Genomic DNA, 25,472 nt, shown 5'->3' with positions numbered 1-25,472 from the left:
CGACCTTCTGGTAATCCATGTGGTTCGAGATCACCGCCACGATGTCGATCGGCAGCGCGCCGATGCGCCAGCGGTAGAGCAGGTCGTTCAGGCAGTGGCCGAAGCGCGACACCATGATGACGACCTTGGTCTTCTCAACCACATCATGGAAGGAAAACTCCATATCGAAGCCGGCGGCAACTTCGGGGAATTCATTTCGTAGCGCCTCGAGCGTCACACCCTCCTCGCTGGTGAAGCAGGTCCGCGTGAAGAAGCTATCGGTGCCGACGTCATCGAACTGGGCGGCATCAGTAACATTGCAGCCGTGCTTGGCAAGGAATGTGGCGATGGCTGCGCCTACGCCGCGGCGGTGCGACTCGCATTTCGCATTAAGAACGAACTTGTTCATCTTTCGAGGTTACCTTTTCAACTGATCTGGAACGATGCATCGTCTATGCCGCACAAGTGGCAGCAGGCCGACAGGGTGTTCGCGAGGAGGCAGGCGATGGTCATCGGCCCGACGCCGCCCGGAACCGGAGTAATCGCGCCGGCTACACGGCTGACGCCTGTGAAATCAACATCACCCACTATCTTGGTCCTCGGACTTCCATCTTCCTGCAATCCCTTTTCGGGCGCAGGTACGCGGTTGATGCCCACGTCGATCACGGTCGCGCCGGGCTTGATCCAGTCCGCCTTCACCAGTCCCGGAACGCCGACAGCCACGACCACGATGTCGGCGAGACGCGCGAGTTCCGGGATGTTGGTCGACGATTTGTGCGCGATCATAACCGTGCAATCCGCATTGAGGAGCAACCGCGCCATGGGCTTGCCCACAACATTCGAATGACCGATCACCAGCGCGGTCTTGCCCCGCAGGTCAGGGTGACGGGCGCGTAGCATCAGCATGCATCCGAGCGGCGTGCAGGGCACGATCGCGTCCTGACCGGTGCCGACCATTCCGACGTTCGCGATGTGAAAGCCATCCACGTCCTTTCGTGGATCGATCGCGTTTATAACCAAGGTCGAAGGTAGATGCTTCGGCAACGGAAGTTGGACCAGTATCCCATGCACTTCAGGATCCTTGTTGAGCCTCTCGATGAGGCCCAGCAGTTCCTCTCTGGTCGTGCTCTCGGCCAGCCGATACTCAAAGGAATTCATCCCCGCATCCACTGCCTGTTTCCCCTTGGAGCGCACGTAAACTTCCGACGCCGGATCGTTGCCCACTAGCACGACGGCAAGGCCAGGCGTGATCCCGTGCGTCGCCTTCATCTTCGCAGCTTTTTCGCGGACCTCGCGACGAACGTCTTCGGCATGGGATCTGCCATCAATTATTTCCGCTTCGTGGAGTTTTTCGACTTTGTTCATCTGTTTTCTCATCCTCCCACAGGCGGAGTCGATCCGCGGCGGTTCGCCAGAACTTTAGGAAGACTTAGCCTCAATGCCGTAGTGAACGCGGACTGAAATCATTCTGCCGAAAGACCGTATGGTCCTTTCTCAAACCCTATTCAGGCCATTCGGTCGGCTTCGGTCGTAGAGGTCATCGTAGGGCCTTGTCGTGGGGACGCGGCTTTAGGAGGTCAGTGAACGGCGCTGCGTTTGCAAATGCCAAAACTCCTGAGTGGAATGAAGCATGATGCGCAATACCACGAACGCTCTGAACTGAAGGTTTTGGGCAACGAGGGCCAGCACCGCTCCCACTGGCGGTCGATCACGTCATATGCCGCGAAGGTCGGCTTTTCAGTCAGCGCGCTGAACGACCAGTTAGAGAATTCCGCGTTCGACGACGGCGAGCGGGCCCGAATCCCTAGCGAGACGACTGGAACGATGAACGCTCTAGGGCGGGAGCAATGGGCATTGCGTCGGTCCAACGAGGTTCTTCGTAAAGCATTGGCGTTTTCTTTGATGGTGGAGCGTGAACGCCTGTCGAGGTTGATGCTGTTTTCGACGCGGCTCTGGAATCTTGTAACGTGACCGCGTAATTCTCCAAAATCCGCCTCGGGCAAGAATGCCGTGTTCAAATCGCTCTTAAACGTGATCTGAATGGCTTATATGCCTTCTGTGGGAGAGGTCGAATGCTAACTAACCCATCTTTCTTCTTGCGATGGTGAAAGTGACAAGACGGTGAAGAATCTGAGCCTTGATGCCACCGATATCCGTATCCTGAGTGCCGTTCAGAGTCATGGGCAACTGAGCAAGACGCGCCTGTCCGAGATCGTGAACATTTCGGCGACGCCTTGTTGGGCACGGCTCGATCGGCTCAAGGCGGCAGGTTTTATTAGGGGCTATCACGCTGATATCGCTCTAGAGCGCGTATGCAACTTCACACAGGTAACGGTCACGGTCTCGTTGACCCATCACCGCAGGGCCGATTTCGAACGGTTTGAAACCTGGGTAATTGGCCATGACGAGATTACCGAATGTATCGCGACAGGTGGCGGCATGGATTACGTAATGAAGGTTGTATGCCCGTCCCTAGCGACCTTTCAGGCTTTGATGCAGGCGATGCAGGATGCAGAGCTTGGCGTCGACCGCTACATGACCTACATCGCGACACGCGTCGTCAAAGCGACCCGGCCGAACATCGCGAAACTGGCAGTGCCGGTAACGAGGGACCGGACGGGCTGAGAAACACCGTAACTTGGCATTGTCAGAGCAAATTGGCTTGAGGCGGGCAGGGCGGTCCAATCGCCTCTTGGAATGACCAAGCACTCGCCCTTCCACTACTTTAAAACCAGCCCGGAAATCATCTCCCTGGCGGTCATGATGTGCGTCCGGTTCCCTCTATCGTTGCGCGAGGTCCAGGACCTGCTGCAAGAACGCGGTATCGACATCAGCCATGAATGCATTCCGTTTTGGGTGGAACGGCTTTGGCCCGATGTTCGCCTCCGAGATCCGCGCGCGACGGGCAGAACGGCTGTGATCCGGTCCACAGTGGCGCTGGCACCTCGACGAGGTTTTCGTGAAGATCAACGGCGAGCGCCACCACCTCTGGCGGGCGGTCGATCACGAAGGCGACGTTCGTGACGAAGACGCCGGACAAGAAGGCGGCCCTTAAATTCTTAAAGAAAACGATGCGGAGATATGGCCGGTCCGAGGCGATCGTCACGGATCTGCTGCGATCTTACGGCGCGGTGCTGAAGGTGATCAGCGCTGTAAATCTGCTGCAAGCGAGTCCCTGGTTGAACAACCGGGCGGAGAATTCACACTTGCCATTCCGACGATGAGTGCGGGCGATGCAGCGGTTTCGGCGGATGCGAACATTGCAGAAAGTCGTCGCCGCCCACGCCTCGGTATTCAACCATTTCAACTCGGAGCGAAGCTATTACTCCTTGGATCACTTCAAGTCGAACCGCGACGCCGCTCTTGCCGCGTGGCGTGCTCTCTGTGTGGCGTAAGGGCCCGCTCTACGGTTCTTGTAGAGACGAAGTCGAATTCGCCTGGCAGCACCGGTGGCCTACTGCAACGCCGAGCTCCCGCGCTCGGCCCTAGGCTACCGGCCCCCCGCCGTCTTCGCGTCCCAACTTACGGGAGACCGGCTCGACGAAACAGAAACGTTCCGCGGTGCGCCCATTGCCCTATCAGTGCAACAGCCCCAAACTCAACTGCGGACCCGAGATCCGCTGGATGAATGTCGGGGGTCAAAGTTCCACCATATCTGCAGTGACGGCAACACAGTCGCCCGGCTTCACAAGCCCGGGGAAGTGCCGCGCCAAGAACAGGCCGGGGCGCCGCGCGGTCACTATCACCGGCGCAAGCCCGGTGCGCGAGACGGGGAAGATCCGCGCGATCGGCTGGTCCTTCTCGACCCGATCCCCCAGATCGGCGAGGAAGGTGATCAGCCCGCCATCCTCGGCGAAGGTGAAACAGTCGTCGTCGGGCATGTCGAGCCACTGCGTCGGTTGCGCATCGACCTCGCCCTTCATGACGCCCGAGGCGATCAGCAGATTGCGCAGACCGCGCATGGCGATCCCGGCGGTCAGCGCTGATGCCGTGCCGCCACCGCCCAGTTCGGTCGTCACGAACACCTTCCCCATCTCTTCGGCGGCGGTGTCATACATGCCCACCGCGTCGATCTCGAGCATCTTGACCGACCAGGGGGCACCGAACGCGCGCACGAGGTCGAAGGCCTGCGCCTCCTGGCGCTTGTCTGGCAGGACATGCGCCGCGCAATAGGGCAGGAAATCGAGCGTCTTGCCGCCCGAATGGAAGTCGAGCACGATATCCGCCATCGGCAGCAGCACGCGCTGGAAATAGTCGGCGATCTTCTGGGTCACCGTGCCGTCCGGCCGTCCGGGGAAAGAGCGGTTCAGGTTGCCCCGGTCGATCGGCGAGGTGCGCGTTCCGGCCAGAAAGGCCGGGTAGTTCATCGCTGGGACGATGATGATGCGCCCGCTCACCTCTTCCGTGCGGATGCGCGCTGCCAGATCGAACAGCGCGATCGGCCCCTCGTATTCGTCCCCGTGGTTCGCGCCTGTCAGAAGCGCCGTCGGACCCTCGCCATTGTTGACCACCGTCAGCGGGATCATGACCGAGCCCCATGCAGCATCGTCGCGCGAATAGGGCAGCCGCAGAAAGCCGTGATGCACACCCGGGGCCGCGAAATCCACCGTCACCGAGATCGGCGACGGGGTAAGTTGTTGCTGGATCAACATCGGCTCAGTCCTTGACGAAGAGTTTGCGGGGCACATTGGCAAGACATTCCACGCCGGTTTCGGTGATCAGGATCGACTCGGTAATCTCGAGCCCCATATCCTCAAGCCAAAGGCCGGTCATGAAATGGAAGGTCATGCCCGGTTGCAGCACGGTCTTGTCGCCGGGGCGCAGCGACATGGTGCGCTCGCCCCAGTCAGGCGGATAGCTGACGCCGATGCCGTAGCCCGTGCGGTTATCCTTGATGATCCCGTATTTCGCCAGAACGTCGAAAAACCCTTTGGCTATGTCCTCGCAGGTATTGCCGGGCTTGGCTGCGGCGAGGCCCGCCTCCATGCCTTCAAGCGTTGCCTTCTCCGCATCGAGGAAGGCCTGCGTCGGCTTTCCAAGGAACACCGTGCGCGAGAGCGGCAGGTGATAGCGGTTGTAGCAGCCCGCGATCTCGAAGAATGTGCCCATGCCGCGCTGCATCGGCTTGTCGTCCCAGGTCAGATGCGGCGCCGAGGCATCACGCCCCGAGGGCAGCAGCGGCACGATCGCGGGATAATCGCCGCCGATCCCCTCGGTGCCGCGAATGCCGGCATCATAGATCTCGGCCACCAGATCGCATTTGCGCATGCCCACCTCGATCTTGTCGAGGATGCGTGCGTGCATCTTCTCCACGATCCGCGCGGCATTGCGCATATAGGTGATTTCCTGCGCCGATTTGCAGGCGCGCTGCCAGTTTGCCAAGGAGTTGCAATCCGCAAACGTCGCGTTCGGCAGATGCTTCATGAGGCTGGCGAAGGCAGCGGCGGTGAACCAGTAATTGTCCATCTCAACGCCGATGCGCAGCTTGCCCCAGCCCTTGTCGGTCAGGATCTGCGCAAGCAGATCCATCGGGTGGCGCTCTGTCGATTGCACGTAATGGTCGGGATAGCCGATGATATTTTCATGCCCGAGGTACGCCGTCAGCTTCGCGCCGTTCGCGTCCTGTCCGCGGCCATACCAGATCGGCTCGCCATGCGGTGGAACGACCACGCATTGGTGAACGTAGAAGGACCAGCCGTCATAACCCGTCAGCCAGTTCATGTTCGACGGATCGGTGACGATCAGCAAATCGACGCCCTTGGCCTCCATCGCCTTGCGGGTCTTGTCGAGGCGCGCAGCATATTCGGCGCGGCTGAATTTGAGTTGCACGTCAGACATATGATGCCTCCTCCGGGCGGCAGCCCCTATGCGTTGAAAACCTGTCCGGCCCCGGCGGCGCGCGCGCGTGTCAGCGCAAGCGCCGCGATGGCGGTATCCTGAATGCCGGTCCCCGTCAGATCGGCGAGTGTGATCTGGCCTGCGCCGGTGCGGCCCTCTGCCTGTCCGGCGATAATCTGACCGATCTCGGGGAACATCTGCGCCGCGCGGGCCGCCCCTGCGGCAATCGCATGGTGCAACTCGCCCAGAACGCGGGTCTGGCTCAACCGGTCGGCGACGTAATGCGCTGCGGCGACCAGGGTGGGGTCGATCTCGTGCTTGTGCTCGGCGTCGGACCCCATCGCGGTCACATGCGCCCCGGCGGGCACATCGGAGCGCCGCAGGATCGGCGCGGTGGCGGGCGTGGTGGTGACGATCAGATCCGCGCCAGCGGTCGCCTCGGAGACGGTCGCGCTGGCGCGTATGGGAAAACCAAGATCAAGCCGCGCGGCCAGCGCCGCCGCGCGCGCGGGATCGCGCGCCCAGATCCGCGCCTCGGCCAGCGGGCGCACAAGCGCCGCCGCGCGCAGCTGCATCTCGGCCTGCATTCCGGCCCCGAGGATCGCGGCAATGCGCGCATCGGGCCGCGCCAGATGCCGGGCGGCAACCGCACCTGCGGCGGCGGTGCGCACATCGGTCAGGTAGCCATTGTCAAGCAACAGCGCCTCGACCAGCCCGGTTCGCGCCGAAAGCACCACCATCATGCCGTTGGTCGAGGGCAGGCCAAGCGCCGGATTGCCAAAAAAGCCGGGGCTGATCTTGATGGCGAAATGCTCGATGCCGGGAACGTAGGCGGTCTTTACATCCACCTCGCCGCGATGCTCCGGGATGTCGAGCCGTAGGATCGGCGGCATGGCCACCGATTTCGTGGCCAGCGCGGCGAAGGCGGCCTCGATGCTGTCGATCACGGCAAGGTCGAGTGGGACCAACGAGCGCAGATCGGTCTCGGTCAGGATGACGACGGGCGGGCGCTTCATGCCAGAACCTCCTGCGGCAATGCGCCGCTCATGATCTGCGCATGGAGTGCCGCGTCGATATTGGCACCCGTGAGCAGCGCGACGGTGGGGCCCTCGGGGATGATCTTGCCCGCAATGAGCGCGGCGACACCAACCGCCGCCGCCCCCTCGACCGCGTCGCCGGTCACCTTGTGGATATGGCGGATCCCTGCGGCGATCTCGGCTTCATCCAGCAGCACGACCTGATCAAGCAAAGCCTTGCACATCGGATAGGTGAAGCGGTTTGCGAGCCCGATACCGCCGCCAAGCGAGTCGGCAAGCGTCGGTAGTTCGGGCACCTGGACGGGGTGCCCGGCGGTCAGCGACGCCGCCATCGCCGCGCCACGCGCCATGCTGATCCCGACGATGCGCGCATCCGGGTTTGACGCCTTGAGCGCAAGCGCCACTCCCGCCGCCAGCCCGCCGCCGGAAAGCGGCACCAGCAGGGTATGAGCCTCGGGGCAGTCCTCGATGATCTCGAACCCAAGCGTGCCCTGACCCGCGATCACCGCGGCATCGTCGAACGGCGCGATCTCGGACAGGCCCTCGTCGCGGACCGCGCGTGCAACCTCTTGCATCGCCTCGTCCTGGCTGTCGCCGACGATCCGCACCTCGGCGCCAAGCGCGCGCACAGCCGCAACCTTGTTGGCGGGGACAAGCCGGGACAGGCAGACGACCGCCCGCACCCCTTCGCTACGCGCGGCCTGCGCCAGCGCGCGACCGTGGTTCCCGGTCGAGGCGGTGACGACCCCGCGCGCGCGCTGCGCGGGCGTCAGCGAAAGCAGCGCGTTCGTGGCGCCCCGCAGCTTGAAAGCCCCGGTCGTTTGGCGATGTTCAAGCTTGAGGAACACCGGCACGCCGAGTAGCGCGCCAAGCTGCGGATCTTCCACCATCGGCGTGCGCAACACCTTGCCTGCGATGCGGGTGCGCGCGGCGCGGATGTCTTCGGGTTTGACGGTCGCGGGGGCGTTCATGGCGGGCTCACAATGTCATCAGATGACCGGGGGCTGCCGCTGCCGGAAGGCCCAGATGGCGCAGCACTGCCCAGGCCGCGGCGTAGTTCGATGAGAGCGCGGGGCACCCCGCAGCCGCCTCGATATGCCCGATGACCCCCGCCGCCCGCACGGCGGTGCAGGAGATGAAAAGCGCATCCGACCCCGGAGCGGCCGCCTCGGCTCCAAGGGCGACAATCTCTTCGGGCGCGATCCGCGCCATCTCGCGGTCATCGGACATGTTGAGGCAGGTGAACCGCGCGATCTCGAAGCCCTCGGCCTCGAACAGCGCGGCCATCGGCGCCGAGGTATCGACCGTGTAGGGCGTCAGCACCGAAATCCGCCGCGCCCCCATTGCGCGAAGCCCGGCAAGCGTGGCGGAAACCGGCGTGATGACCGGAACTCCGGGCTTGCCGCGCCGGATCGCCGCAGTAACCGCGTCATCGCCGATCACGACCGAGGCCGAGGTGCATCCGTAAACTACCGCATCAAGTGCTTCGCCCGGCAGGATACGGGCAGCGGCCTCGGCCAACCCAGGTTCCATTGCGCGCAGGCGCTCGGGGGTGACGGGATTTGCGTATTCGATGCGATTTACATAGATACCCACACCCTGCGGCGCGAGAATGCGCGCAAAGTCCACTTCGGTGGTGTGGTCGGTGGACAGCGCCACAAGCCCGATACGATGCGCAACGGGGCGCGGATCGAGGCGAGGGCTACGCTCTGAGACGCGGATCTGGGTCATTTTGCCATCCTTCCAAAGCGGGCTTCCAGAACACGCAGGAAGACCACGGACACGAGGCTCATCGCCAGGAAGAACACACCAACGAGCGTCATCGGCTCGATATAGCGATAGTAGGTGTTCGCGACCGATTTCGCCTGGTTCATCAGTTCCAGAACCGTAATGGCCGAAAGCAGCGGTGTCTCCTTGAACATGGCGATCAGGTAATTCGCCAGTACCGGGATCATCGGCGGGACGGCCTGGGGCACGATCACATGAACCCAGGTTTGCCGCATCGTGAGGTTGGTGGCGCGGGCGGCCTCCCACTGACCGCGCGGCACGTTCTCGATCCCCGCGCGGTAAACCTCGGCGGTGTAGGTCGCGTAATGCAGGCCCATCCCGATCACCCCCGCCAGAAGCGCGGGCAGCCGGATGCCGATATCGGGCAGGACATAGAAGATGAAGTAAAGCTGCACCAGCAGCGGCGTGCCGCGAATGAATTCGGACAGCGCGGCGGTGCCCCGCGCCACTGCACGGTTGCCCGAGCGGCGCAGAATGGCGAGCGCCAGCCCCAGCACCGCAGCCACCACAGCGGCCAGCAGGGTCACAAGCAGGGTCAGCTTCAGCCCCGCAAGCAGCGTGGGCATGATCTGCCAGACGAAGGCCCAATCCCATTCCATGGTTTACCTCACCCCGTCGAGGCCGCGAGTGATGCGGGTCTCGATCATTCGGATCGCGCGGCTCAGGGCCAGCGCCATTAGGAAATAGAGAACGAGGATCGTCGCGAAGGGGATCAGCGTCGATCCGGTCTGCGCCCGCACGACCTGCGCCTGAAAGGTCATATCATGCAGCGATATCAGCGAGACGACCGCCGTGCCCTTGAGCAGCTCGATCGCATTATTGCCGAAGGTGGGCAGCATCAGCGGCAGGGCCTGAGGGAAGATGACGTGGCGCATGCGCTGAAACCGGGTCAGGTTGACGGCGATACAGGCCTCATACTGGTCGCGCGGCACCGACAGGATCGCGCCGCGCACCACTTCGGCCGCATAGGCCCCGACATTCAGGCCAAGGGCCATGATGCCCGCCTGTATCGGCTCAAGCGTGACCCCCGCGAAGGGCAGCACGAAATAGACCCAGAACAGCTGGACGAAGATCGAGGTGCCCCGGAAGAACTCGATATAGGCGGTGGCAAGCCAGCGGATGGCGGCAAAGCGCGACACTCGCCCCAGTCCCGCGATGAAGGCCACGACCAGCGCAAGCGCGCAGCCCATCACGGTAAGCTTCGCCGTCACCAGCGCGCCCTGAAGGATCAGGGAAAGATATCCGCCCCAGTCGCCCATAATCGCTCCGCAGGTCTCAGGAAAGGGGGGCGGCCCCGAGGCCGCCCGACTTGCTTACTCGCCGCACAGCTTTGCGCGCGAGGTGGACATCGCCGCCGCCGCCGAGAAGCCATAGGGCTCGACGATCTTGGCGAATTCGCCAGATTCCTTCATCTTCGCCAGCTCGACATCGAAGGCATCGCGCAGGGCGGTGTCCTGCTTGCGGAAGGCCGCGCCGTCGCAATAGACCGGCGCCCCTTCGACCGGCGCGAACATTTCGAGGTTCGGATCCTCGGCCTTTTTCATCAGGTCCGAGATCGACAGGACCGGGAGCGAATAGACGTCGATCCGGCCATCCTGAAGCATCTTCAGCCCGGATTGCCCATCGGGCACCACGATCACGCGCTCGCGCGGAACGCCCGCGTCCAGGGCAAGCTTTTCCTCGGTGCCGCCGCCCGGAGCGCCGATCTTGGCCTCGGGGTCGGCTGCGATATCGGCGAAGGATTTGAAGCCCTTCGGGTTGCCCGCGGGGAGCAGGAAGGCCTCGGCATCGCACAGTACGGGCTCGGAATAGGCCACCGCGGCGCAACGCTCGGGCTTCATGAAGAGGCCGGCAGTGATGGCATCGAACCGCTTGGCCTGAAGGCCAGGGATCATCGCGCCATATTCCGAAATCGAAGCCACCACATCGCCCACGCCAAGGCGCTTGAATACCTCGCGTGCGACATCGGGGGCCGCCCCCGAAACCGTGCCATCCGCCGCGACCGCCGTGTAGGGCGGCTCGTTCGCGATTGCGATGCGGGCAAATCCCTGCCCCTTTAGATCCTCGAGCGTATCGGCCTGCGCCGTGATCGCGGAAATGGCAACAAAGGCCGCCGAAAGCATCAGATGTTTCATATTACCTCTCCGTTGTCTGTTGGTTTGCGTCGCTCAGACCCGGTGTCCGGCGGCGATGATCTTGCGCAGGAAGCTCTGCGTGCGCTCTTCCCTCGGGTTCGAGAAGATCTGTTCGGGCGGTCCCTGTTCGACGATCCGGCCCTTGTCGAAGAATAGGACGCGATCGGCAAATTCGTGGGCAAAGCCCATCTCGTGGGTGACAAGCAGCATCGTCATATCGGTCTCTGCCGCGAGGCGCTTCATCACCAGAAGCACCTCTTCGACCAGCTCCGGGTCGAGCGCCGAGGTCACCTCGTCAAACAGCATGATGCGGGGCTGAAGGGCGAGAGCGCGCGCGATCGCGACACGCTGCTTTTGGCCGCCCGACAGCTGCGCGGGGCGCGCATCGGCCTTGTCCGCCAGCCCGACCATCTCAAGCAGTTCCATCGCGCGGGCCTCGGCCTTGGCGCGCGGCGTCCCCTTGGTCAGTATCGGCGCAAGGGTGATGTTCTCAAGCACAGACTTGTGCGGGAACAGGTTGAAGTGCTGAAATACCATGCCGATATGGCTGCGCATCTTGTGCAGATGGGCTTCGTCGGCGGGCACTTCCCGGCCGTTGCGCTGCATGTGGTAAAGCTGATCACCGCAGATCTCGATATGGCCGTCAGAGATCGATTCAAGCGTCATGAGGATGCGCAGGATCGTCGTCTTCCCTGATCCAGAAGGCCCGATCAGCGCCAGCTTTTCGCCAGGCATAACGTCGAAGCTAAGCCCGTCGAGCACTTTGAACGTGCCGAAGCTTTTCACCAGATTGTCGATGCGGATGATCGGATCGGTCAATTCAGCCCCCTGCTCGGTCTTGCGAGGGCAGATTGACAGGGTTTTAAATCATGTCAATTAAGTAAATTAAACCATGACAATGTTTTTCGAAAACCAAGTCATGCATCCGTTAAATCGTCGGCAGCAACACCTCGGGCTCTTCGCCAAGGATCGCGGAAATGCAGCTCAGTCCGCGGCGCAACTCGTCTTCCGAGGTCGATCCGAGCGAGACGCGCACCGACTCGCGGCGGCCCTTGTCGGTCGCGCGGAACGCCTGCCCCGGCGCAACGGCCACACCCCGCGCCCGCGCATGGGCAACAAACCCCTCTTCCTGCCAGGTTTCCGGCAGGCGCAGCCACAGATGCAGGCTTTGCGGATGCGAGCGCAGCCCGACTTCGGGCAGCAGGCTGCGGGCGATCAGGTGGCGCCCGACCAGCGCCTCGCGCTGAGCGGCAATCAGGGCTGTTGCGGTCCCGTCGTCCAGCCAGTGGCTGAGCAGCTCTACCAGAGGCGGCGCGGGCATCCAGTTGGTGACCAGGTAGCGGTTAGCAACTGCGGTCGCATAGCGCGACGGCACGGCGAGATAGGCAATCCGAAGCCCCGGCACGGTGATCTTGGTAAAGCCGCAAATATAAAGCGTCCGCTCCGGGGCGAGCGCCGCAATCGGGGGCGGGGCATCCATAACAAGGCGGTTCAGAATGTCGTTTTCGATAATCGCCAGGTCATGCCGACGCGCGACCTCGATCAGCTCGGCACGCCGCTGCGCCCCCATGAGCGCGGCCAGAGGGTTGATCACATTGGGTTGCAGAAAGACCGCACGGATCAGTCCTTTGCGGGCCACGTCGTCCAGCGCGGCGGGAAGCATCCCCTGATCGTCGATCGCAACGCCCTCAAGATGCAACCCGAGATACTGGCAAAGCGGCATCAGGGTGTGATGCGTCAAGGCTTCGGTTGCAAGGCCCGCTCCGGGCGGCACCGTGCCCATGATCGCCGAACTGATTGCGGCTGTCGCGCCTCCGGTGATCGTGATGTTCGCCGCCTCGACCGGCACCCCGCCGCGCGCAAGCCAGTCCGCCGCCATGGCACGATGCATCGGCAGCACCGAATTGGGCCGGAACGAAAGCGCGGCGGATGCGGTGACGTTTTCGGCCAGCCAGGAAAACCCCTTGCGCATCGCGTCCAGCTGGCTCTTTCCCACGACCGGCTTCAGGATCGACAGGTCGATGGTTTCGCCGGGCCGCTCGGGCAGATAGGGCGGACGAGCCTCGCCCCCGGGGCCGAGAACGAAAGACCCCCGGCCAACCTCGCCCGACACCAGGCCGCGCCGGATCAGCTCTTCATAGGCGCGGCTGACGGTTTGGACCGACAGGGACAGATCATCGGCCAGCCGACGGTGCGGCGGCAGGCGCGTGCCGACGGCAAGCCGTCCGTCCTCGATCGCGCGGGCGAATTGCTCGGCCAGAGACAGATAGGCCGGGCGGCTGATAAGGGTGGGATCTGGGCTCCAGTTTGTCATGATTGAAACCTGCTAAAAATCAGGTCAATTTACAAATGATATTTCGCCGCTGACCGGAGTCGTCATGAAACTTGATGCCATCGACCTGCGTATCCTTGAGGCCGTGTCCCGTGACGGTCGCATGACGAAGCTGCGCCTGGCCGAGATCGCGGGCCTTTCGCCGACACCTTGCTGGCTGCGGCTACGCAAGCTGGAGCAGGCCGGGATCATTGCGGGCTATCATGCCCGGATCGAGCCGCGAAAGATCGCGCCCTTTACCAGCGTCATCATGGAGGTCAGCCTCGCCAATCATCGGCAGGCGGATTTTGAGCGGTTCGAGCGCGCCGTGACCGCGCGCCCCGAGGTTGCGGCCTGTTGGTCTGTCGGCGGCGGGGTGGACTATTTCCTGCGGGTCGTGGCGCGCGACATCGACGCCTATCAGCGGCTGGTGGACGAGTTGCTTGCCGCCGAAATCGGCATCGAGCGGTATTTCACCTACATCGTCACCCGCACCGTCAAGGATGAGCCCGGCTTCCCCGTCGCGCTGCTCGGCTAGAGAGTTTCTCTAGCAAAGGCGCCTAAAATGGTCTGAACCGCGCGCTTTCCCCGCGAATTTGGGCTCTTTCTCCGCGCCGCCCGTGCAAGCCTTGGAAGAACCCGAGGAGGCCCGACATGAACGCCCAGACCCCGCATCCGATCCAGCACGACGCGCTTTCCAGACTGCATGACCGCCGGCTTTTGCGCGGCCTGAGCTATGTGAGCGGCCGCTGGAGCGCGGCCCGCGACGCCGCCGACTTCGCCGTGACCGACCCGGACTCGGGGGCGCTTCTGGCCCGGGTGGCGGCACTTGGCGCGGCCGAAACCGACGCCGCAATCGAGGCGGCCGCCGCGGCTTTCGGCCCCTGGCGCGACCGGCTGCCCGCCGAACGCGCTGCGATGCTGCGCAACTGGGGGCAGCTGATGCGCGACGCGACCGAGGATCTGGCGCTGATCATGACGCTTGAGCAAGGCAAGCCGCTGGCGGAATCGCGCGGCGAGATCGCCTATGCTGCCAGCTTTCTCGACTGGTATGCCTCCGAGGCCGAGCGGGTGAACGCGGAAAGCGTCACCTCGCATCTGCCCCATGCCGAGATGATCGTCCGGCGCGAGGCCTTGGGCCCGGTCGGGATCGTGACGCCGTGGAACTTCCCCTCGGCCATGATCACCCGCAAGGCGGCGGCGGCCCTGGCGGCCGGATGTAGCTGCGTGGTGCATCCCTCGGCGGAAACGCCGCTGTCGGCGCTGGCGCTGGCGGAACTGGCCGAGCGCGCGGGCATCCCCGCAGGGGTGTTTAACGTCGTGACCGGCGATGCGGCCACGATCGTCGCCCGGATGTGCGCCGACACGCGGCTGCGCGCGATGTCCTTTACAGGCTCGACCGAAATCGGCCGTTTGATCGCCGCGCAATGTGCACCGACGATGAAGCGGCTGGTGATGGAACTGGGAGGGCATGCCCCGCTTGTGATCTTCGATGATGCGGATCTGGAGCGCGCGGTGACGATCGCCATGGATGCGAAATTCGCCACTTCGGGGCAGGACTGCCTTGCAGCGAACCGCATCTATGTGCAGCGCGGGATCTACGCAGGCTTCGTTGCGGCCTATGCCGCGCGGATCGCGGCGCTGAAGGTTGGGCCGGGGCTGGCCAGCGACACCGAAATCGGGCCGCTGATGCACGCGCGGGCCGTTGCCAAGGTGGATGCCCAGGTGCGCGATGCCCTGGCCAAGGGCGCGCGCCTCGCCGCCGGGGGCGGCGTGCATCCGGCGGGTGCGCTCTATTACGCGCCCACCCTGCTTGCCGATGTCCCCGACACCGCCGAGATCCTGCGCGAGGAAACCTTCGGCCCCGTGGCTGCCGTGCTGCCCTTCGATACCGAGGCCGAGGTGATCGGTCGCGCCAACGACACCGAATATGGCCTTGTCGCCTATGTCGTGACCGAAAACGGCGCGCGGGCGCTACGGCTGTCGCGCGCGCTCGATTTCGGCATGATCGCGGTGAACCGCGTCAAGATCACCGGCGGGCCGATCCCGTTTGGCGGCTGGAAGCAGTCGGGCCTCGGTCGCGAAGGCTCGCGCCACGGGCTCGAAGCCTTCACCGAACTCAAATATCTTTGCATCGATACCGCCGCCTAAGGCGAGAAAGGACCACCATGCTTGACCGTGAGAACGACCTGAACGCCTGGGATCGCGACCATTTCTTCCACCCCTCGACCCATATGGGGATGCATGCTCGCGGCGAAAGCCCGCGCCGCGTCATCGGTAGCGGCGAAGGCGTCTATATCACCGACACCGCTGGCAAACGCTCGCTGGATGCCTTTGCCGGGCTTTACTGCGTCAATGTCGGCTATGGCCGCACCGAGATCGCCGAGGCGATCTCGCAGCAGGCGCATGAGCTGGCCTATTACCACGCCTATGTCGGCCACGGCACCGAGGCCTCAATCACGCTGGCCCATATGATCATGGAGCGCGCACCCGCGCATATGAGCCGCGTCTATTTCGGCCTGTCTGGTTCGGACGCGAATGAAACCAACATCAAGCTGATCTGGTACTACAACAACATCCTCGGCCGCCCCGAGAAGAAGAAGATCATCTCGCGCTGGCGTGGCTATCATGGCTCGGGCGTGATGACCGGCTCGCTGACCGGGCTGGAGCTGTTCCACAATGCCTTCGATCTGCCGCGCGCGCCGATTCTCCATACCGAGGCCCCGTATTACTTCCGCCGCGAAGACCGCTCGATGAGCGAGGAGCAGTTCTCGGCCCATTGCGTGGCCAAGCTGGAGGAACTGATCCTTGCCGAAGGGCCCGACACCGTCGCCGCCTTCATCGGAGAGCCGATCCTGGGCACCGGCGGCATCGTACCCCCGCCCAAGGGCTACTGGGCTGCCATTCAGGCCGTGCTCGAGAAATACGATGTGCTGCTGGTCGCCGATGAGGTCGTCACCGGGTTCGGGCGCCTCGGTTCGATGTTCGGCTCACAGCATTACGGGATGAAGCCCGACCTGATCACCATCGCCAAGGGGCTGACCTCGGCCTATGCGCCGCTCTCGGGGTCGATCGTCAGCGACCGGATGTGGGAAGTTCTGGTGCGCGGCTCGGATCAGCTTGGCCCGATCGGTCACGGTTGGACCTATTCGGCGCATCCGATCTGCGCGGCGGCTGGCGTCGCGAACCTGCGCCTGATCGACGAGTTGAATCTGGTCGAGAACGCAGGCCGGGTCGGCGCCTATTTCCGCAAAGGGCTGGAGGATGCGCTTGGCAGCCATGCCAATGTCGGTGAGGTTCGGGGCGATGGGCTAATGGCCGCGGTCGAATTCGTCGAGGACCGCGATGACCGCAAGTTCTTCGATCCGTCACGCAAGATCGGCCCCGCAATCGCCGCGGCGCTGCTTGATCGTGGCGTGATCGGCCGCGCGATGCCTCAAGGCGATATCCTGGGCTTCGCACCGCCGTTCTGCCTGACCGAGGCTGAAGCCGACACCATCGTCACCGCAGCCGCTTCTGCCATCGAGGCGGTGCTGGGGCGGGGCTAGTCTCGTCTGCCTGCCTGAAAGCAATTCTGATACAATCTGGATCGGTCCGCTTTTTTGGGGTTCGCAAACTACCTGCAACCGCCGCCAGCAAGGCGGCGGGCCTTGTCAGAGAGAATCCCGTTGAGCGGGGCAGGGTGGTTTCGTGGCTTCTGGGGATGAGAAAGAGTCCCCATTCAAGTACTTCCGGACCAGCCCGAAAATCATTCGTCTGGCGGTTATGATGTATGTCCGGTTCCCTCTATCGCTCCGCAACGTTGAGGACCTTCTGCACGAGCGCGGCATCGACATCAGCCATGAATCTGTCCGTTTCTGGTGGAACCGGTTCGGCCCGATGTTTGCCTCCGAGATCCGGGCGAAACGCGCTGAGCGGTTGCGATCCGGTCCCCAATGGCGTTGGCATCTCGACGAGGTTTTCGTGGAGATCAATGGCGAACGTCACTACCTCTGGCGCGCAGTTGATCACGAAGGCGAAGTGCTCGAGAGTTTCGTGACAAAGACGCGGGACAGAAAATCGGCCCTGAAATTCTTGAAGAAAACGATGCGGAGATACGGCCGGCCCGAGGCCATCGCCACTGATCTGCTGCGCTCCTACGGCGCGGCACCGAAGGCGATCGGCGCCGCAAATTTGCAGCAGACCAGCCGTTGGCTGAACAACCGGGCAGAGAATTCACACTTGCCTTTCCGACGACGGGAGCGGGCAATGCATCGGTTCCGCCGGACGCGAAGTCTGCAGAAATTCGTCGCCGTCCACGCCTCGGTCTTCAACCATTTCAATGCGGAGCGAAGCCTCTACTGCAGGGACAATTTCAAGAAGATCCGTGCCGCTGCTCTCGCCGAGTAGCGCGGTCTCTGCGAGACATGAGGGACAGTTCTACTGCCCTTGTGGAGACTGGTTCGAATCCGTCTGACAGCTCCCGCGGCGGGTGAGTGTATTCTGGGTCAAGTCGTTCTCCTTTAATGAGTGACGTCAGCTGCGCTCAGAGGTCGATCCGCCTTAGCCGCAGCGCGTTCGTAATGACCGAGACAGAGGAGAGGCTCATCGCAGCCGCCGCGATCATCGGCGAGAGCAGAATGCCGGTCAGGGGATAGAGCACGCCGGCGGCGACGGGCACGCCCGCTGCGTTGTAGACGAAGGCGAAGAACAGGTTCTGCTTGATGTTCCTGAGCGTCGCCCTGGCCAGCTTGCGCGCTCGCACGAGGCCAACGAGGTCCCCGTGCATCAGCGTTATCCCGGCGCTCTCCACCGCCACGTCGGCCCCGGTGCTCATGGCAATTCCGACATCAGCAGCCGCAAGCGCAGGGGCGTCGTTCACGCCGTCGCCGGCCATCGCGACGGACTTGCCTTTGGCGCGAAGTTCCTCGATCAGCTTCTGCTTGTCCTCCGGCAGGACGCCCGCGCGCACCTCATCGATGCCCAGCCGCGAGGCCACCGCCTCGGCCGTGCGGCGGTTGTCGCCAGTGGCCATGATGATGGTTAGCCCGAGCGCGTGGAGATCGCGGATCGCGGCCTCGGTCGTCTCCTTGATCGGATCGGCCACGGCAACGATGCCTGCAAGCGCCCCGTCCACCGCGACGAACATCGCCGTCTTGCCGTTTGCGCGTAGCGTGTCGGCCCGTGCCTCGGCGTCGTTCGTCGAAAGCCCAAGATCCGCCATCATCGCCGCATTGCCAAGCGCAACTTTGCGCCCCGCGACGGTGCCGTGGACCCCCTTGCCAGTGACCGCCTCGAAGCCATGTGCGGTATCAAGCGTTAACCCCCGGTCCTTCGCGCCAGCCACTATCGCCTCAGCCAGCGGATGCTCCGAGCCGCGCTCGAGCGCGGCGGCAAGGCCCAGCACCTCCGCCTCCTCGCCATGGAGCGCCATCACATCGGTCAGTCGCGGCTTGCCCTCCGTCAGCGTGCCGGTTTTGTCGACGATCACCGTATCGATCCGCGCCATGCGCTCCAGCGCCTCGGCATCCTTGATCAGGACCCCCGCCTGCGCGCCCCGGCCAGCGGCCGTGGTGATCGAGATCGGCGTGGCGAGACCCAGCGCGCAGGGGCAGGCAACGATCAGAACCGAGACAGCCGAGGCGATGGCAAAGGCCAGCGCCGGTTCCGGCCCCGCCCAGAGCCACACACCGAAGGCAATGATGGCTATCAGAACGACGGTCGGCACAAAGACCGAGGAGACCTTGTCCGCCAGTCCCTGGATCGGTGCCCGCGACCGCCGGGCGCCAGCGACCATCTCGACGATCTGCGACAGCACCGTGTCCGCGCCGACCTGCGTCGCACGCACCGCTAGCGTCCCGTTCTTGTTGATTGTGCCGCCGGTGACGCGGTTGCCCTCGACCTTCTCCACCGGAACCGGCTCGCCCGTGATCATGCTTTCGTCGACCGACGACCGGCCCTCGACGACCTCGCCATCGACCGGAACGCTGTCGCCGGGCCGCACCCGCAGCAGGTCGCCCTCGACGATGTTCTCCAGCGGTGCGTCGTATTCCGATCCATCCGGCAGGATCCGGCGCGCGGTCTTGGGCGCGAGGTCGAGCAGCGCCCGAATTGCGTCGCCCGTGCGTTCCCGCGCACGCAGCTCCAGCACCTGGCCTACGAAGATCAGAGCGACGATGACGACGGCAGCCTCGTAGTACGTACCGACGCCGTGGCCCATCCTGTACTCGGCCGGGAACACGCCTGGCGCGAAGGTCGCGACCAGCGAGTAGAGATACGCGGCACCGACCCCGAGCGAAATCAGCGTCCACATGTTCGGCGAGACATTGCGGATCGAGTCGATCCCGCGCCGGAAGAATGGCAGCGCGGCCCAGAGGATGATGGGCGTGGCCAGCACGCATTCCAGGTAGGAGGCCACCCTGTGCCCGATCCAGTCGCGCACCGGCAAGGCCACCAGCTCGCCCATCGTCAGGATGACCAGCGGCACGGCCGCCGTCGCCGAGATCCACATGCGCCGCGTGAAATCGACAAGTTCGTGGCTTTGCTCTTCCGACGGCACCATGGGTTCCAGCGCCATGCCGCAGATCGGGCAGTTCCCCGGTTCGTCGCGGACGATCTCTGGATGCATCGGGCAAGTGTATTGCGTGCCGGGTGTCGGCTTCTGGCCGGCCCTCTTCACATTGCCCGAAGCGTAGAAATAGGGATCCGAGTCGAACTTCGTCTCGCATACTTCGGAGCAGAACCAGAAGGTCTCGCCGCCATATTGCCGCGACCTTGCGTCCTTGCGCATTTCGACCTGCATGCCGCAAACAGGATCGGTTGCGACATTCTCTGCGTCCGTTGCAGTGTGGTGCACGTGGTGCTGGTGGTGTTTCTCCATTCGCGTCGCCCCCTTCGTTTAAGACTGGATGGGAGGCTCGGTCTCGTCTGATCAGGAGCGTAGGTACTTGATCAGTGCCGCGATCCCGAGAACCAAGAAAACGAGGACGAGAAGCCCGATCAGCCAGCCGAACCCCATGCCCAGACCCATTCCGTAGCCCATTTCATCCCCGAACATCATATTTCTCCCAGATGTTAGGCCGCGCCGGAGACCAAAGATCCCTGCGCGACCATTGGTTGCCATTAGGCCGAAGTGGAGACCTGGAACTCGGTCATCATGCCCTTGGCCAAATGCGGCATGTGATGGCAGTGTAACATCCATCGCGCTGCTTCGCCCGCATCAAGTGCAACCGTCACCATCGACATCGGCGGCACGTAGACGGTGTCGCGCAGCGCGCCCGCGACCGCCTGTCCGTTCAGCCCGACGACCTGGAATGCGTGACCGTGCAGGTGCATCGGGTGTCCCATCATCGACATGTTGTGGAACGACAGCAAGACCCGCTCGCCGCTGCGTGCGATGGCCGGCTGATGCTGGCCCCAGACGGCGCCGTTGATCGTCCAGACATAGGGCTGCATCGACCCTGCCAGCATCAGGATATGGCTGCGGTCCACCGGCCGCTGAGGCAGGGGGAATAGCGCTGCTAGGCGTCCTTCCTGCGCGAGATCCGTGTCGAAGGCAGGTGCCGCGGTCTCGGCGACGGCGTCGAGTCGCCGGACCTCCGCGCCCGGCGTCGCGAGGATCAGTCCGGTCCGCTCCCGCGCTCCTTCGCGCAAGGCTAGGATCGGCCAAGCGCCGCCCTCGCTCGGGAGGTCGATCTCGAGATCCAGCCGCTGTCCCATGGCGAGCCCGAACCGGCTGCCCGGAAGCGGGTGAACCGCGTGGCCGTCCACCGCGACGAGGTGCGCTGCGGCCGTCCCGGTGTCGATCCAGAACACCGTGGCAGCCGCGGCGTTGATGACACGGAGCCGGATACGGCCGCCGCGCTCGACCGGCACCACCTCGGGGTCAGAGAGCGTGCGGTCATTGGCGAGATAGGCGTCCCAGTCGTAGTCGTTCAGGTCCATGGCCATGCCGCCCATCTGGCCCGCCATGCCCATCATCCCACCCATGCCCTGCATGTTGCCCATCGGCATGCCGCCCATGGCTCCGTGGCCCATCGCGCTGTGATCCATGCCCGGCATGGCGGCCATCCCTCCCATGGGCATCCGGTGCGTGCCTTTTGCATCGCCATGTCCGCCGTGACCGCCGCCTTCGTGACCGCCCGCGACCGCGGCCAAGACCTCTTCGGGCGACTTGAACGAGAAGTCGTGCAGGAACATCACGACCTCCTGCCGGTCGGCGGCGACGTCTTCAGCCGAGCGCACGATGAGCGGTGCGGCGAGCAACTGCATTTCCTGGATCGGCACGTGGCTGTGCATCCAGTGCGTTCCCGGCCGGGCCTCGAAGTCATAGGACCGAGTCTCGCCCGGGGCGAGAAGGGGCATCGGCATGTCGGGCACGCCGTCCTGGGCGTTGGGCGGGATTTGCCCGTGCCAGTGGATGATCGTGCCGACATCCAGATCGTTGGTGAGGTCGACCCGGAACCGCTGCCCGGGATCGAGTGCCAGCCCCTGGCCGCCGGGCCCGGCGAGACCGAAGACCGTTGCCGCGCGCCCGTCGATATCGAGCGTTCGGGTGGCAGCCGAGAGCGCAAGGGGGGCCGTTGATTGCGCCATGGCGGCGCGAGAAAGGTTGAAAGTCGCAACTGCGCCCGCGCATCCGGCAAGAAAGCCGCGACGTGAGAGTGTGTTCATTGTCGTCTCCTCGGGACATCCCGTCCCGTTCATGAAAGCCTATGGGACGCCACGGGCGTCGGCCCGGGCGCGATCAGAGGAGACGGGGTTTGGGAGGTCGTTCGTTCGGATCCGGAGACCGGCTTTCGACGCTCGTTTCGGAAGGAAACCGGTGTCTGGAAGGATCGATAGGCTGGGAAGCCGCTTCCTCCGGCGCCGGTGCGAAAGCTGTAAAGCCCGCGCAGACGAAGGCACAAAGCCCTGCATTTGCCTCACTGCATGCGTGCTGACCCGCGCAGCCATGGGCATCGCCAGCCTCCATGTGACTCATCATGTCGGTATGACGCGCATGGTTCGCCCCTGCACTCATGCGAGCGGCATGCGAAGGCACCGCCGTCGTTACGAGGACGATAGCAAGCACTGCCAGCAAAGCGAGGGCACGACCGAACATGGTAAGAACATAGCCTCCAGTCGCTAGCGAGTCCATTTCTGACGCTATCACTTTCACGGGTATGCTGGGCGAGATTGGCCACCTCTTCCAGAGAGTGCTTCGCGAGAGCCGCCCTCGAGAGGGCGGCTCTGCATGGGCGAGATCAGTGTCCGCCATGAATGGTGCCAGACGGCGCAAACTCGTGTGCGGAGCGGGCGATCGGTTCTTCCGCGGCCGGGCCAGCCGCCCCAACTTGCACCTGGATCAGGTTAAGCGCCACGGCGGCAGCCGAGGCCGTTCCCAGGAACACGATCGAGAGGCGGGACATCGCCGGCCTCCGTCACGCGGCTTCGCGCGTGGCGGGATAGCCCGCTTCGGCGAGAACGGCCTCGATATCGGTCCGGAAGGCCGACGTTTCGACCTCGATCTTGCGATTTTCGGGATCGGCCTTGATCACCGCCCCCTTGTCCACCGACTGTATCGCCTTGGTCACGCTTCGTGCGCACCCGAAGCAGGTCATGTTCTCGATGTGGAATTGCATGTTCGCCTCCTTTGTTTGATTGGCGAAACAAGAGGTGGTCGTTCCCAGCATTGGAGGGTCAATAGGGGCCCTGCAAAATCTTTTCCCGGCCGAGATGCACCGGATTTTACGCTGTCGGGAGATTTTGACGCGCGCGCGTGAGGCAGCGCAGAAGATTTCCGGAATACCGAGAAAAAGCCTGTTGACCCTCCCATCTTGGGAAGCCCCATTTCCTTGCGCATCACCGCTAATCCGAAGGGAATCAGCCATGAATGCGCCAGCCAGTTTCACCCGCGAGACCATCTCGCTTCCCATCGAGGGCATGACCTGTGCGTCCTGCGTGGGCCGCGTCGAACGCGCCCTGAGGGCAGTCCCCGGCGTCCTCGATGCCAGCGTCAACCTCGCAACCGAGCGTGCCGACATCCGTCTTGCCGGACCTGTCGAGCGTGCCGATCTCACTCGCGCCGTTGAAGACGCGGGCTACACTGTGACGGCATTGACCGTCGAGCTCGCCATCGACGGCATGACCTGTGCCTCCTGTGTCGGGCGTGTCGAGCGCGCGTTGCGCGCCGTGCCGGGCGTCAGCGAGGCGACCGTGAACCTCGCCACCGAGCGCGCGACGGTGAAGGGCGCGGCGGATCTCGCCACCCTGGTCGCCGCGGTCGCCGAGGTAGGTTACAACGCCCGGGCCATCGACGGCGGCGCTGCTGCCAATGCTGAGGCCGCGGCGAAGAAGGAGCAGGAACACCGCATCCTGCGGCGCGACCTCGGGATTGCCGCGGGCCTTACCCTGCCTGTCTTTCTGCTGGAGATGGGCAGCCACGTCATCCCCGGAATGCACCACCTGATCGCCTCTACCATCGGCATGACGGCCAGCTGGCTAATCCAGTTCGCGCTGACCACGCTGGTGCTGGCCTTCCCCGGCATCCGCTTCTACCAGAAGGGCATCCCGGCGCTGCTGCGCGCGGCCCCCGACATGAACAGCCTCGTCGCCGTCGGAACGCTGGCGGCCTATGCCTATTCGCTGGTCGCGACCTTCGCGCCGGGCCTGCTGCCGGCGGGTACGGTGAACGTCTACTACGAGGCCGCCGCGGTCATCGTGACGCTGATCCTGCTGGGCCGCGTGCTCGAGGCACGGGCCAAGGGCCGCACCTCGGAAGCGATCAAGCGGCTGGTGGGTCTTCAGGCCAAGACCGCTCGTGTGCGACGCGGTGCCGGTATCGTCGAGATCGAGGTTTCCGAGGTGGCCCCCGGCGACATCATCGAAGTTCGTCCCGGCGAACGAGTACCGGTCGACGGCGAAGTGACCGAGGGCGAGAGCTGGATCGACGAGTCGATGATAACCGGCGAGCCGCTTCCAGTTGCCAAGACTGCTGGCGCCCAGGTCACGGGCGGCACCGTCAACCAGACCGGCGCCTTTGCCTTCCGTGCCACGGCTGTCGGCGGCGACATGATGCTCGCCCAGATCATCCGCATGGTCGAAGAGGCTCAAGGATCGAAGCTACCAATCCAGGGACTGGTGGACAAGATCACCATGTGGTTCGTGCCAGCGGTGATGACGCTTGCCGCACTGACTTTCGGCGTGTGGTTCTTCTTCGGTCCGAATCCGGCCCTGACCTTCGGTCTGGTGAATGCGGTCGCGGTCCTGATCATCGCGTGCCCCTGTGCCATGGGCCTCGCCACCCCGACGTCGATCATGGTCGGCACGGGTCGCGGTGCCGAACTGGGCGTGCTGTTCCGCAAAGGCGACGCACTTCAGGGACTCCAGGATGCGAAGGTGGTCGCGCTCGACAAGACCGGCACGCTGACCGAGGGCAAGCCGACCCTAACAGACCTCGTGTTGGCCGATGGGTTCCAGCGCGCCGACGTGCTGTCCCGGATCGCCGCAGTCGAAGCCAAGTCCGAGCACCCGATCGCACGGGCCATCGTCGAGGCGGCCGAAGCCGAAGGGCTCGTCCTGCCCGCACTGAACTCGTTCGATAGCGTGACGGGGTTCGGCGTCACTGCCGAAGCCGGAGGAATCCGGGTCGAGATCGGCGCCGACCGCTACATGGCCCAACTCGGCCATGACGTGACTGCCTTTGCAAGCGCTGCGGCACGGCTCGCCGACGAGGGCAAGTCGCCGCTTTACGCCGCCATCGGCGGGCGACTGGCCGCGATCATCGCAGTGGCCGACCCGATCAAGGAGACCACGCCCGAAGCGATCCGAGCGCTGCACGCTCTGGGGCTCAAGGTCGCGATGATCACCGGCGACAACCGCCGCGCGGCCGAGGCCATCGCGCGCCGGCTGGGCATCGACGAGGTGGTGGCCGAGGTTCTGCCCGACGGCAAGGTCACGGCGATCAAGCGGCTCAAGGCGCTCGGCTCGGTGGCCTTCGTCGGCGATGGCATCAACGACGCCCCCGCGCTGGCCGAGGCCGACGTGGGACTGGCCATCGGCACCGGCACCGACGTGGCCATCGAGGCCGCCGACGTGGTGCTGATGTCCGGCAGCCTGAAGGGCGTTCCGAACGCCATCGCACTCAGCCGCGCGACGATGCGCAACATCCGGCAGAACCTGTTCTGGGCCTTCGCCTACAACGCCGCGCTGATCCCGGTCGCCGCCGGTGCGCTTTTCCCCGTGTCGGGCATCCTTCTGTCGCCTGTCTTCGCCGCCGGCGCCATGGCGCTCTCGTCGGTCTTCGTCCTCGGCAACGCGCTCCGGCTCCGCCGGTTCGTCGCGCCGATGGGCGAAGCCGGGCACGCTGCGTCCTGACATCTCTGCGTCCCCGGCTGAACCGTGGACGCCCCCTTATCCCATCAC

24 protein-coding genes and 1 pseudogene are annotated in these 25,472 nt (G+C 64.1%); 8 read left to right on the top strand and 17 right to left on the bottom strand.

The annotated features are described in order from the left end of the window. Together LZA78_RS02760 and folD are read right to left on the bottom strand one after the other, a co-directional pair. The coding region (locus tag LZA78_RS02760) for an ACT domain-containing protein (RefSeq protein WP_233675411.1) at positions 1-388 on the bottom strand (388 nt) is incomplete at its 3' end. 17 nt (positions 389-405) lie between these two features. Continuing rightward, positions 406-1,344 carry a bifunctional methylenetetrahydrofolate dehydrogenase/methenyltetrahydrofolate cyclohydrolase FolD gene (gene folD / locus LZA78_RS02755; protein ID WP_218631448.1) on the bottom strand — a complete coding sequence of 313 codons (939 nt, stop codon included), beginning with the start codon at positions 1,342-1,344 and terminating at the stop codon, positions 406-408. Positions 1,345-1,602: 258 nt separating this feature from the next. Between folD and LZA78_RS02750 the strand changes: the two genes are divergently transcribed. The 3 genes and pseudogenes from LZA78_RS02750 to LZA78_RS02740 all read left to right on the top strand — a co-directional run bounded on the left by LZA78_RS02750 (position 1,603) and on the right by LZA78_RS02740 (position 3,374). Next, positions 1,603-1,950, top strand: coding sequence for a hypothetical protein (locus LZA78_RS02750; RefSeq protein ID WP_233675410.1), 348 nt, complete (start codon positions 1,603-1,605; stop codon positions 1,948-1,950). 150 nt (positions 1,951-2,100) lie between these two features. Then, positions 2,101-2,604: an Lrp/AsnC family transcriptional regulator gene (locus LZA78_RS02745; RefSeq protein WP_233675409.1), complete on the top strand. Its 504-nt coding sequence runs from the start codon at positions 2,101-2,103 to the stop codon at positions 2,602-2,604. A gap of 72 nt (positions 2,605-2,676) precedes the next feature. Continuing rightward, positions 2,677-3,374: pseudogene (locus tag LZA78_RS02740) on the top strand (IS6 family transposase). A gap of 243 nt (positions 3,375-3,617) precedes the next feature. Here the strand turns inward: LZA78_RS02740 and doeB are convergent. The 10 genes from doeB to ehuR form a co-directional block, all read right to left on the bottom strand. Continuing rightward, complete coding sequence (gene doeB, locus LZA78_RS02735) at positions 3,618-4,631, bottom strand: N(2)-acetyl-L-2,4-diaminobutanoate deacetylase DoeB (protein WP_233675408.1); 1,014 nt, start codon at positions 4,629-4,631, stop codon at positions 3,618-3,620. A 4-nt stretch (positions 4,632-4,635) separates the two neighbouring features. Next, a complete protein-coding gene (gene doeA, locus LZA78_RS02730) occupies positions 4,636-5,817 on the bottom strand; it encodes an ectoine hydrolase DoeA (protein WP_233675407.1) in 1,182 nt (393 codons plus the stop codon). Between the two features lie 26 nt (positions 5,818-5,843). Then, entirely contained in the window at positions 5,844-6,833 is a 990-nt protein-coding gene (locus LZA78_RS02725) for a cyclodeaminase (RefSeq protein ID WP_233675406.1), read from the bottom strand. Beyond that, positions 6,830-7,825: a hydroxyectoine utilization dehydratase EutB gene (gene eutB / locus LZA78_RS02720; RefSeq protein WP_233675405.1), complete on the bottom strand. Its 996-nt coding sequence runs from the start codon at positions 7,823-7,825 to the stop codon at positions 6,830-6,832. The genes LZA78_RS02725 and eutB overlap by 4 nt, the downstream gene beginning before the upstream one ends. A 7-nt stretch (positions 7,826-7,832) precedes the next feature. Beyond that, on the bottom strand, positions 7,833-8,585 hold the full coding sequence (eutA, locus tag LZA78_RS02715) for an ectoine utilization protein EutA (protein ID WP_233675404.1): 753 nt from the start codon (positions 8,583-8,585) through the stop codon (positions 7,833-7,835). Beyond that, positions 8,582-9,241: an ectoine/hydroxyectoine ABC transporter permease subunit EhuD gene (gene ehuD, locus LZA78_RS02710; RefSeq protein WP_233675403.1), complete on the bottom strand. Its 660-nt coding sequence runs from the start codon at positions 9,239-9,241 to the stop codon at positions 8,582-8,584. The genes eutA and ehuD overlap by 4 nt, the downstream gene beginning before the upstream one ends. A gap of 3 nt (positions 9,242-9,244) precedes the next feature. Then, on the bottom strand, positions 9,245-9,901 hold the full coding sequence (gene ehuC / locus LZA78_RS02705) for an ectoine/hydroxyectoine ABC transporter permease subunit EhuC (protein WP_233675402.1): 657 nt from the start codon (positions 9,899-9,901) through the stop codon (positions 9,245-9,247). 54 nt (positions 9,902-9,955) lie between these two features. Beyond that, a complete protein-coding gene (ehuB, locus tag LZA78_RS02700; RefSeq protein ID WP_218631439.1) occupies positions 9,956-10,777 on the bottom strand; it encodes an ectoine/hydroxyectoine ABC transporter substrate-binding protein EhuB in 822 nt (273 codons plus the stop codon). 33 nt (positions 10,778-10,810) lie between these two features. Next, on the bottom strand, positions 10,811-11,596 hold the full coding sequence (ehuA, locus tag LZA78_RS02695) for an ectoine/hydroxyectoine ABC transporter ATP-binding protein EhuA (protein ID WP_255697100.1): 786 nt from the start codon (positions 11,594-11,596) through the stop codon (positions 10,811-10,813). Between the two features lie 109 nt (positions 11,597-11,705). Then, positions 11,706-13,091: a MocR-like ectoine utilization transcription factor EhuR gene (ehuR, locus tag LZA78_RS02690; RefSeq protein ID WP_233675401.1), complete on the bottom strand. Its 1,386-nt coding sequence runs from the start codon at positions 13,089-13,091 to the stop codon at positions 11,706-11,708. A gap of 64 nt (positions 13,092-13,155) precedes the next feature. Between ehuR and LZA78_RS02685 the strand changes: the two genes are divergently transcribed. The 4 genes from LZA78_RS02685 to LZA78_RS02670 all read left to right on the top strand — a co-directional run bounded on the left by LZA78_RS02685 (position 13,156) and on the right by LZA78_RS02670 (position 17,477). Then, positions 13,156-13,626: an Lrp/AsnC family transcriptional regulator gene (locus tag LZA78_RS02685; RefSeq protein ID WP_233675400.1), complete on the top strand. Its 471-nt coding sequence runs from the start codon at positions 13,156-13,158 to the stop codon at positions 13,624-13,626. Between the two features lie 116 nt (positions 13,627-13,742). After that, positions 13,743-15,239: an NAD-dependent succinate-semialdehyde dehydrogenase gene (locus LZA78_RS02680; RefSeq protein WP_233675399.1), complete on the top strand. Its 1,497-nt coding sequence runs from the start codon at positions 13,743-13,745 to the stop codon at positions 15,237-15,239. 17 nt (positions 15,240-15,256) lie between these two features. Then, positions 15,257-16,636, top strand: a complete 1,380-nt coding sequence (locus LZA78_RS02675; RefSeq protein ID WP_233675398.1) for an aspartate aminotransferase family protein — start codon at positions 15,257-15,259, stop codon at positions 16,634-16,636. Between the two features lie 142 nt (positions 16,637-16,778). Further along, complete coding sequence (locus tag LZA78_RS02670; RefSeq protein WP_233675397.1) at positions 16,779-17,477, top strand: IS6 family transposase; 699 nt, start codon at positions 16,779-16,781, stop codon at positions 17,475-17,477. A gap of 136 nt (positions 17,478-17,613) precedes the next feature. Here the strand turns inward: LZA78_RS02670 and LZA78_RS02665 are convergent, their stop codons facing one another. From LZA78_RS02665 to LZA78_RS02650, 5 genes are all read right to left on the bottom strand, one after another. Further along, the gene (locus tag LZA78_RS02665) at positions 17,614-19,947 is read right to left on the bottom strand and encodes a heavy metal translocating P-type ATPase (protein ID WP_233675396.1); all 2,334 of its coding nucleotides are present in this window, start codon (positions 19,945-19,947) and stop codon (positions 17,614-17,616) included. Positions 19,948-19,998: 51 nt separating this feature from the next. After that, positions 19,999-20,124, bottom strand: coding sequence for a hypothetical protein (locus tag LZA78_RS17770; protein WP_255697099.1), 126 nt, complete (start codon positions 20,122-20,124; stop codon positions 19,999-20,001). Between the two features lie 65 nt (positions 20,125-20,189). Further along, on the bottom strand, positions 20,190-21,740 hold the full coding sequence (locus LZA78_RS02660; RefSeq protein WP_233675395.1) for a multicopper oxidase family protein: 1,551 nt from the start codon (positions 21,738-21,740) through the stop codon (positions 20,190-20,192). Positions 21,741-22,312: 572 nt separating this feature from the next. After that, positions 22,313-22,477 carry a hypothetical protein gene (locus LZA78_RS02655; RefSeq protein ID WP_233675394.1) on the bottom strand — a complete coding sequence of 55 codons (165 nt, stop codon included), beginning with the start codon at positions 22,475-22,477 and terminating at the stop codon, positions 22,313-22,315. A 12-nt stretch (positions 22,478-22,489) separates the two neighbouring features. After that, positions 22,490-22,690: a heavy-metal-associated domain-containing protein gene (locus LZA78_RS02650; RefSeq protein WP_233675393.1), complete on the bottom strand. Its 201-nt coding sequence runs from the start codon at positions 22,688-22,690 to the stop codon at positions 22,490-22,492. Between the two features lie 247 nt (positions 22,691-22,937). Between LZA78_RS02650 and LZA78_RS02645 the strand changes: the two genes are divergently transcribed. Beyond that, positions 22,938-25,424, top strand: a complete 2,487-nt coding sequence (locus tag LZA78_RS02645; RefSeq protein ID WP_233675392.1) for a heavy metal translocating P-type ATPase — start codon at positions 22,938-22,940, stop codon at positions 25,422-25,424. Positions 25,425-25,472 lie beyond the last annotated feature (48 nt).

This window comes from Rhodobacter flavimaris (genome assembly GCF_021378075.1).
Classification (GTDB): domain Bacteria; phylum Pseudomonadota; class Alphaproteobacteria; order Rhodobacterales; family Rhodobacteraceae; genus Rhodobacter; species Rhodobacter flavimaris.
The sequence above is the reverse complement of the archived record's forward strand: the minus strand, read 5'-3'. Positions and strand labels throughout refer to the sequence as shown.

Bases quoted from the DNA above. Each gene is read 5' to 3' on its own strand.
- folD (WP_218631448.1), bottom strand. From the start codon at position 1,344: ATGAACAAAGTCGAAAAACTCCACGAAGCGGAAATAATTGATGGCAGA.
- LZA78_RS02750 (WP_233675410.1), top strand. From the start codon at position 1,603: ATGAAGCATGATGCGCAATACCACGAACGCTCTGAACTGAAGGTTTTG.
- doeB (WP_233675408.1), bottom strand. From the start codon at position 4,631: ATGTTGATCCAGCAACAACTTACCCCGTCGCCGATCTCGGTGACGGTG.
- doeA (WP_233675407.1), bottom strand. From the start codon at position 5,817: ATGTCTGACGTGCAACTCAAATTCAGCCGCGCCGAATATGCTGCGCGC.
- LZA78_RS02725 (WP_233675406.1), bottom strand. From the start codon at position 6,833: ATGAAGCGCCCGCCCGTCGTCATCCTGACCGAGACCGATCTGCGCTCG.
- eutB (WP_233675405.1), bottom strand. From the start codon at position 7,825: ATGAACGCCCCCGCGACCGTCAAACCCGAAGACATCCGCGCCGCGCGC.
- eutA (WP_233675404.1), bottom strand. From the start codon at position 8,585: ATGACCCAGATCCGCGTCTCAGAGCGTAGCCCTCGCCTCGATCCGCGC.
- ehuD (WP_233675403.1), bottom strand. From the start codon at position 9,241: ATGGAATGGGATTGGGCCTTCGTCTGGCAGATCATGCCCACGCTGCTT.
- ehuC (WP_233675402.1), bottom strand. From the start codon at position 9,901: ATGGGCGACTGGGGCGGATATCTTTCCCTGATCCTTCAGGGCGCGCTG.
- ehuB (WP_218631439.1), bottom strand. From the start codon at position 10,777: ATGAAACATCTGATGCTTTCGGCGGCCTTTGTTGCCATTTCCGCGATC.
- ehuR (WP_233675401.1), bottom strand. From the start codon at position 13,091: ATGACAAACTGGAGCCCAGATCCCACCCTTATCAGCCGCCCGGCCTAT.
- LZA78_RS02685 (WP_233675400.1), top strand. From the start codon at position 13,156: ATGAAACTTGATGCCATCGACCTGCGTATCCTTGAGGCCGTGTCCCGT.
- LZA78_RS02680 (WP_233675399.1), top strand. From the start codon at position 13,743: ATGAACGCCCAGACCCCGCATCCGATCCAGCACGACGCGCTTTCCAGA.
- LZA78_RS02675 (WP_233675398.1), top strand. From the start codon at position 15,257: ATGCTTGACCGTGAGAACGACCTGAACGCCTGGGATCGCGACCATTTC.
- LZA78_RS02665 (WP_233675396.1), bottom strand. From the start codon at position 19,947: ATGGAGAAACACCACCAGCACCACGTGCACCACACTGCAACGGACGCA.
- LZA78_RS17770 (WP_255697099.1), bottom strand. From the start codon at position 20,124: ATGTTCGGGGATGAAATGGGCTACGGAATGGGTCTGGGCATGGGGTTC.
- LZA78_RS02660 (WP_233675395.1), bottom strand. From the start codon at position 21,740: ATGAACACACTCTCACGTCGCGGCTTTCTTGCCGGATGCGCGGGCGCA.
- LZA78_RS02655 (WP_233675394.1), bottom strand. From the start codon at position 22,477: ATGTCCCGCCTCTCGATCGTGTTCCTGGGAACGGCCTCGGCTGCCGCC.
- LZA78_RS02650 (WP_233675393.1), bottom strand. From the start codon at position 22,690: ATGCAATTCCACATCGAGAACATGACCTGCTTCGGGTGCGCACGAAGC.
- LZA78_RS02645 (WP_233675392.1), top strand. From the start codon at position 22,938: ATGAATGCGCCAGCCAGTTTCACCCGCGAGACCATCTCGCTTCCCATC.